This is a genomic window from Actinomycetospora sp. (assembly GCF_055612215.1).
Genome location: NZ_JBVPVA010000989.1, coordinates 1 through 6,145 on the forward strand (window position 1 = coordinate 1; position 6,145 = coordinate 6,145).

Annotated in this window: 7 protein-coding genes; all 7 read right to left on the minus strand. The window is 74.7% G+C overall.

Annotated elements, in window-relative coordinates; all coding sequences use genetic code 11:
- Positions 1 to 116: S-adenosylmethionine synthetase N-terminal domain-containing protein (locus AC0CYZ_RS26875; protein WP_472221086.1), on the minus strand; the 116-nt coding region annotated here is incomplete at its 3' end.
- Positions 117 to 294: 178 nt separating this feature from the next.
- On the minus strand, positions 295 to 1,554 hold the full coding sequence (gene coaBC, locus AC0CYZ_RS26880) for a bifunctional phosphopantothenoylcysteine decarboxylase/phosphopantothenate--cysteine ligase CoaBC (RefSeq protein ID WP_472221074.1): 1,260 nt from the start codon (positions 1,552 to 1,554) through the stop codon (positions 295 to 297).
- Between the two features lie 5 nt (positions 1,555 to 1,559).
- Positions 1,560 to 1,844 (minus strand): DNA-directed RNA polymerase subunit omega, encoded by a 285-nt coding sequence (gene rpoZ, locus AC0CYZ_RS26885; RefSeq protein WP_472221076.1) that lies wholly within the window; start codon positions 1,842 to 1,844, stop codon positions 1,560 to 1,562.
- Positions 1,845 to 2,522 (minus strand): guanylate kinase, encoded by a 678-nt coding sequence (gmk, locus tag AC0CYZ_RS26890; RefSeq protein ID WP_472221078.1) that lies wholly within the window; start codon positions 2,520 to 2,522, stop codon positions 1,845 to 1,847.
- Positions 2,523 to 2,526: 4 nt separating this feature from the next.
- Complete coding sequence (gene mihF / locus AC0CYZ_RS26895) at positions 2,527 to 2,844, minus strand: integration host factor, actinobacterial type (protein ID WP_472221080.1); 318 nt, start codon at positions 2,842 to 2,844, stop codon at positions 2,527 to 2,529.
- A 261-nt stretch (positions 2,845 to 3,105) separates the two neighbouring features.
- Positions 3,106 to 4,032, minus strand: coding sequence for an orotidine-5'-phosphate decarboxylase (gene pyrF / locus AC0CYZ_RS26900; protein WP_472221082.1), 927 nt, complete (start codon positions 4,030 to 4,032; stop codon positions 3,106 to 3,108).
- Positions 4,029 to 6,145 (minus strand): carbamoyl-phosphate synthase large subunit (gene carB, locus AC0CYZ_RS26905; protein WP_472221084.1); only part of this gene is annotated, 2,117 nt, incomplete at its 5' end. The genes pyrF and carB, both read right to left, overlap by 4 nt.

Consider the following 6,145-nt stretch of genomic DNA (forward strand, 5'->3'; position numbering starts at 1 on the left):
TTCGGGTCCTGCGCCAGCAAGGCGTCCAGAATCCCGTCGGAGATGGCGTCACAGATCTTGTCCGGGTGGCCCTCGGTGACGGACTCGGAGGTGAACAAACGCCTAGCGGGCACAATCTCTCCCTGCCTCGACAGTGGGACCGGGCAACTTTAACGGCACTTCCCCGACCCGGCACCGCCCTGACCGGGCCTTCTGCGCAGCCCGTCACAGTGTGGTTGTGCGTCGCGACGAGGTGTGGGAAAGGCGTTTCCGCCTCGTTCGGCGACGGAGCGTGAGGGAGACGTTACGCAGCGTCTACGTCAGGCGGGGGACGACCGCGTCCCAGACGCGGGCCGCGAGGGCGGCCTTGGAGCCCCGCGGCAGCGGGGTCGACGCCCCGTCGGAACCCAGCAGCCAGCCCTCGTTGTCGGTCCCCTCGAACGCCGAATGACTCCCGCTCCCACCTGCGCCGACGGCGTTCACGACGAGCATGTCGCAGCCCTTGCGGGCGAGCTTCGCCCGGCCGTAGGACAGCACGTCGTGCGTCTCGTCCCCGGTCTCGGCGGCGAAGCCCACGACGAGCCGGCCGGGCACCTGCTCGGCCACGAGCTCGGCGAGGATGTCGGGATTCCGTGTGAGGGGGATCGCGTCCGGCTCGTCGTCGCCCTTCTTGATCTTGAATCCGGCGACGGAGGCGGGGCGGAAGTCGGCGACGGCGGCGGCCATGACGACCGCGTCGGCGTCCTTCGCGGCGTCGACGACGGCCCGGCGCATCTCCTCGGTGGTGCGCACGTCGACGACGTCGACGGCGGCCGGCGGGGCGAGGGCGGCGGTGGTGCCCGCGACGAGGGTGACGTGGGCACCGCGCTGCGCGGCGACGCGGGCCAGGGCGTACCCCTGGCGGCCCGAGGAGCGGTTGCCCAGGGTGCGCACCGGGTCCAGCGGCTCGGCGGTGCCCCCGGCGGAGACCACGACGTGGCGACCCTCGAGATCGCGCGGCAGGGGGTGCCACTCCTCCCCCGCCACCTCGATGAGCAGGCGGGCGAACTCGGCGATCTCGACGGGCTCGGGCAGCCGGCCCGGCCCGGAGTCGGCGCCGGTGAGGCGCCCGGAGGCGGGTTCGAGGACGACGACGCCGCGGCGGCGCAGGGTGGCGACGTTGTCGCGCGTCGCGGGGTGCTCCCACATCTCGGTGTGCATCGCGGGCACGACGAGCACCGGCGCGCGGGCGGTGAGCAGGGTGGAGGTGAGCAGGTCGTCCGCGCGGCCGCCCGCGAGCCGGGCGATGAGGTCCGCCGTGGCGGGCGCGCAGACGACGAGGTCGGCCCGGCGACCGAGCGCGACGTGGGTGACCTCGGGGACGTGCTCGAACACCCCGGAGAGGACCTCGCGGCCGGAGAGGGCCTCGAAGGTGGCGGCGCCGACGAAGGTCAGCGCGTTGGGGGTGGCGACGACCTGGACGTGGTTGCCGGCCTCGCGGAGACGGCGTAACAGCTCACAGGCCTTGTAGGCGGCGATGCCGCCGGAGACCCCGAGGACGATCTCCTTCGCGGCGGTCCCGGCGGCCTCCGCCACCTCGGCTACTCGCCCTCGGTGTGCTCGAGCATCCGCCCGTGGATCTCGCGCATCGCGATCGAGAGCGGCTTCTCACGGGCGCCCGGCTCGACGAGCGGGCCGACGTACTCGAGCAGGCCCTCCCCGAGCTGGGCGTAGTAGTCGTTGATCTGGCGGGCGCGCTTCGCGGCGTAGATCACCAGCGCGTACTTCGAGCTGACGGTCTCCAGCAGTTCGTCGATCGGCGGGTTCGTGATGCCCTCGGGCACGTCGTGGAAGCTGCCGGTGACGCGGCTGGCGGGAATGCTCATTCAGTGACTCCTGCTTTCTGGGGCCCCGACGGCTCCGGGCCCCACGGCTCCGGCGGGCGCGCCGTCGCGATCGACGTCTGCGCTGGTCGGGCCATCGGAAGGGTGTGCCAAGTCTACCAATGCCCGCGCGGTCTCCCGGACGTCGTGGTTCACGAGGGCGACGTCGAACTCCCGGCGGGCCGCCAGCTCGACGCGGGCCGTGGCCAGCCGGCGCTCCACGACCTCGGGCGGCTCGGTCCCGCGGCCGGTCAGCCGCGACACCAGCTCCTCCCACGACGGGGGCTGGAGGAACACCAGCAGCGCGTCGGGCCGGCGGCTGTGCACCTCGCGGGCCCCGGCCAGGTCGAGCTCGAGCAGCACCGGCTCGCCCGCCGCGAGGTGCTCCTCGACGGGGCCGGCCGGGGTGCCCGAGCGGTGCAGGCCGCGGTGGATCGAGGCCCACTCGAGCATCTCCCCGGCCGCGACCATGCGGTCGAACTCCTCGTCCGAGACGAAGTGGTACTCCCGCCCGTCGACCTCACCGGGCCGGGCCGCCCGGGTGGTCGCCGACACGCTGAACCACAGCGGGGCGTCCATCCGGCGCAGCTCGGCCACGACGGTGCTCTTGCCGACCCCGGAGGGCCCCGCGAGCACGAGCAGCCGGCCCCGGGCCGGCGAGGACGAGGACGGGGAGGTCACGACCTCACTCGCCGTCGAACTCCGCGAGCAGGGCCTTGCGCTGGCGCTCCCCCAGGCCGCGCAGGCGACGGCTGGGAGCGATCTCCAGCCGCTCCATGATCTGCTGGGCGCGGACCTTGCCGACGCCGGGCAGGGCCTCGAGCAGCGCCGAGACCTTCATCTTGCCCAGCACCTCGTCGGAGTCGGCCTGGTCGAGCACGTCACGCAAGGTGGTGCCGCCCCGCTTGAGCCGCTCCTTGAGCTCGGCCCGGGCGCGACGGGCGGCAGCTGCCTTCTCCAGCGCGGCCGCCCGCTGCTCCTCGGTCAGCTCGGGAAGTGCCACGGTCTCCTCCGGTTCAAGCGAGTCGGTGGGTGTCGGGGCGATCCGTAGGTCGCCCAGCCGGTCCTGGCCCACCCGGTCAGCAGGTCGGGACCTCGTCGCAGGCGAACGTACCGGTTGCGAGGCCCGGACACAGTCCGCGGGTGTCCGGCGTGTGAACGTCGTCGCCCCGCCGGGTGGTCCGGTGCGCCGGACGCCCGACCGGGTGTCGCGTCGCGGTCCGGGGCGCGACGCCGGGGGCGCCGGTGCGCCTTGCGTCGGGTGTCATGCGCCGACCGGTCCGGCCGGCAGGTGCAGGTCGGCCAGCGCGCCGTTCAGCGCCGCGCACGCCTCGTGCAGCGCTTCCGGGTCGGGGCCCGCGGCGAGGATCTCCCGCGAGCTGGACGGGATCACGGGCCCGAGGCCCGCCGCGAAGGACGCGGCGAGGTCGGTCGGCGTGGCGCCCTGGGCGCCGAGCCCGGGGACGAGCACCGGTCCGCCGAGCCGGGAGAGGTCCAGCCCGTGGTCACGGCCCGTCGTCCCCGCCGTGGCCCCGACGACGACCCCGGCCACCCCCGGGTGCCGCGTGTTCACCGCCGCGCAGGCATCGACGACGCTCTGGGCGACCTCGCGCATGCCGCGGTAGCCGGCGCGGTCGCCGGGCGCCCCGGCCGAGGGGTCGCGGGTCCACGCCTGGGCGGACTGGACTGCGGGGGCCTCCGGGTTCGAGGTGCGGGCCAGCACGAACACGCCCCGCCCGGTCGAGGCGGCCAGGTCGAACGCGGGCGTGAGCGAGCCGACCCCCAGGTACGGCGAGAGGGTCACGGCGTCCGCGGCGAGCGGTGAGGTGTCCGCGAGCCACGCGGCCGCGTAGGCGGTCATCGTCGAGCCGATGTCGCCCCGCTTGGCGTCGGCGATCGTGAGCAGGCCGGCGTCGCGGGCGTCGGCGAGCACCCGCTCCAGGGCCCGCACGCCTCCGCTGCCGTGGACCTCGAACAGGGCCACCTGCGGCTTCACGACGGCCACGTGCCCGGCCAGCGCCGCCACCGCGTCGCGCCCGAAGCGCTCCACCCCGGCGGCGTCGTCCTCGTGGCCCCAGCGCGCCAGCAGGCCCGGGTGCGGGTCGATCCCCACGCACAGCGGCCCGCACGCGGCCACCGCAGTGCTCAGGCGGGTCGCGAACGCGCTGCGGGCCCGGGTGGGGGCACTCACGCCGGGCCCGCGCCGGCGGGCTGCTCCGCCGCCGACTCGACGCGGGCCTTGGCCAGGCGGTCGTGCAGCACCTGCAGCGGGGTCACGTCGATGTCGCCGCGGATCACGGACTCGATCGCCTGCACCGCCGCGGCGGCCCCCTGGACGGTCGTCACGCAGGGCACGCCCACGTTGAGCGCCGCCGCGCGGATCTCGTAGCCGTCCACCCGCGGCCCGGCGTGCCCGACCGGGGTGTTGATGATCAGGTCGACCTCACCGGCCTGGATCGTGTCGACGACGTTGTCGGGGCCCTCGAAGTGCTTGCGGACGACCTGGCAGGCGATGCCGTTGCGCTCCAGCACGCTCGCGGTGCCCGCCGTCGCGAGGATCTCGAACCCGAGGTCGGCGAGCCGCTTCACCGGGAAGATCAACGCCCGCTTGTCCCGGTTCGCGACCGACACGAACACCCGGCCCGACGTCGGGAGCGGGCCGGACGCGGCGGCCTGGGCCTTCGCGAACGCCGTCGAGAACGCGACGTCGATGCCCATGACCTCGCCGGTGGACTTCATCTCCGGGCCGAGCAGCGAGTCCACCCCGCGGCCGTCCGGGCGCCGGAAGCGGTGGAACGGCAGCACCGCCTCCTTGACCGCGACCGGGTGCTCGTGGGGCAGGTGCCCGCCGTCGCCGGCCGCGGGCAGCACGCCCTCGCGACGCAGCTCGGCGATCGTCGCGCCGAGCATCACCCGCGCCGCCGCGGACGCCAGCGGGACGCCCGTCGCCTTGGCGACGAAGGGCACCGTGCGGCTGGCGCGCGGGTTGGCCTCGAGGACGTAGAGCACCTCGTCCTTGAGCGCGTACTGCACGTTCATCAGCCCGAGCACGCCGAGGCGGCGGGCCAGTGCCACCGTCGAGGTGCGGACCGCCTCCATCTCGGAGAGCCCGAGGGTGATCGGCGGCAGCGTGCACGAGGAGTCCCCGGAGTGGACCCCGGCCTCCTCGATGTGCTCCATGATCCCGCCGAGGTAGACCTCGCCGGTCACGTCGCACAGCGCGTCGACGTCGATCTCGATGGCGTCGTCGAGGAAGCGGTCCACGAGCACCGGGTGGTCGGGGGTGACCTCGGTGGCGCGGGCGATGTAGTCGCCCAGGGTGTCGTCGTCGTAGACGATCTCCATGCCGCGCCCGCCGAGCACGTACGAGGGCCGGACGAGCACCGGGTAACCGATGGTCGCGGCGATCTCGCGGGCGCCCTCGAAGCTGGTCGCCGTGCCGTAGGGCGGCGCGGGCAGCCCGGCGTCGGCGAGGACCTGGCCGAACGCGCCGCGCTCCTCGGCGAGGTCGATCGCCGCCGGCGGCGTGCCGACGATCGGGACCCCGGCCGCCTCGAGCCCCGCGGCGAGCTTGAGCGGGGTCTGGCCGCCGAGCTGGACGACGACCCCGGCCAGGCCGGGGGTCCGGGTCCCGTCGGGGTGCCGGACGCTGTCCCCGCCGCCCGAGAGCCGCTCGGCGTGGACGACCTCGAGGACGTCCTCCTCGGTCAGCGGCTCGAAGTACAGCCGGTCGGCCGTGTCGTAGTCGGTGGAGACCGTCTCGGGGTTGCAGTTGAGCATCACGGTCTCGAACCCCGCGGCGCGCAGCGAGAAGGCCGCGTGCACGCAGGAGTAGTCGAACTCGATGCCCTGGCCGATCCGGTTGGGCCCGGAGCCCAGGATGATGACCTTGGGCCGCTCGGTCTGCGGGGAGACCTCGGACTCGGTCGTCGGGTCGGACTCGTAGGCCGAGTAGTGGTACGGCGTGCGCGCGGGGAACTCGGCGGCGCAGGTGTCGACGGTCTTGTACACCGGCCGCACCCCGAGGCGGTGGCGCAGCGCGCGGACCCCGCCCTCCCCCGCGAGCTCGGGGCGCACCCGGGCGATCTGCAGGTCGGAGAGGCCCGCGCGCTTGGCGCGGCGCAGCAGGGCGGCGTCGAGCACCGGCGCGTCGGCGACCTCGCGGCGCAGCGCGACCAGGCCCTCGATCTGCTCCACGAACCAGGGGTCGATCCCGGAGGCCTCGCTGACGGCCGCGACCGTGTTGCCGAGCCGCAGCGCCCGCTCCACCGCGTAGAGCCGCCCGTCGCGGGGCAGCGAGGCGA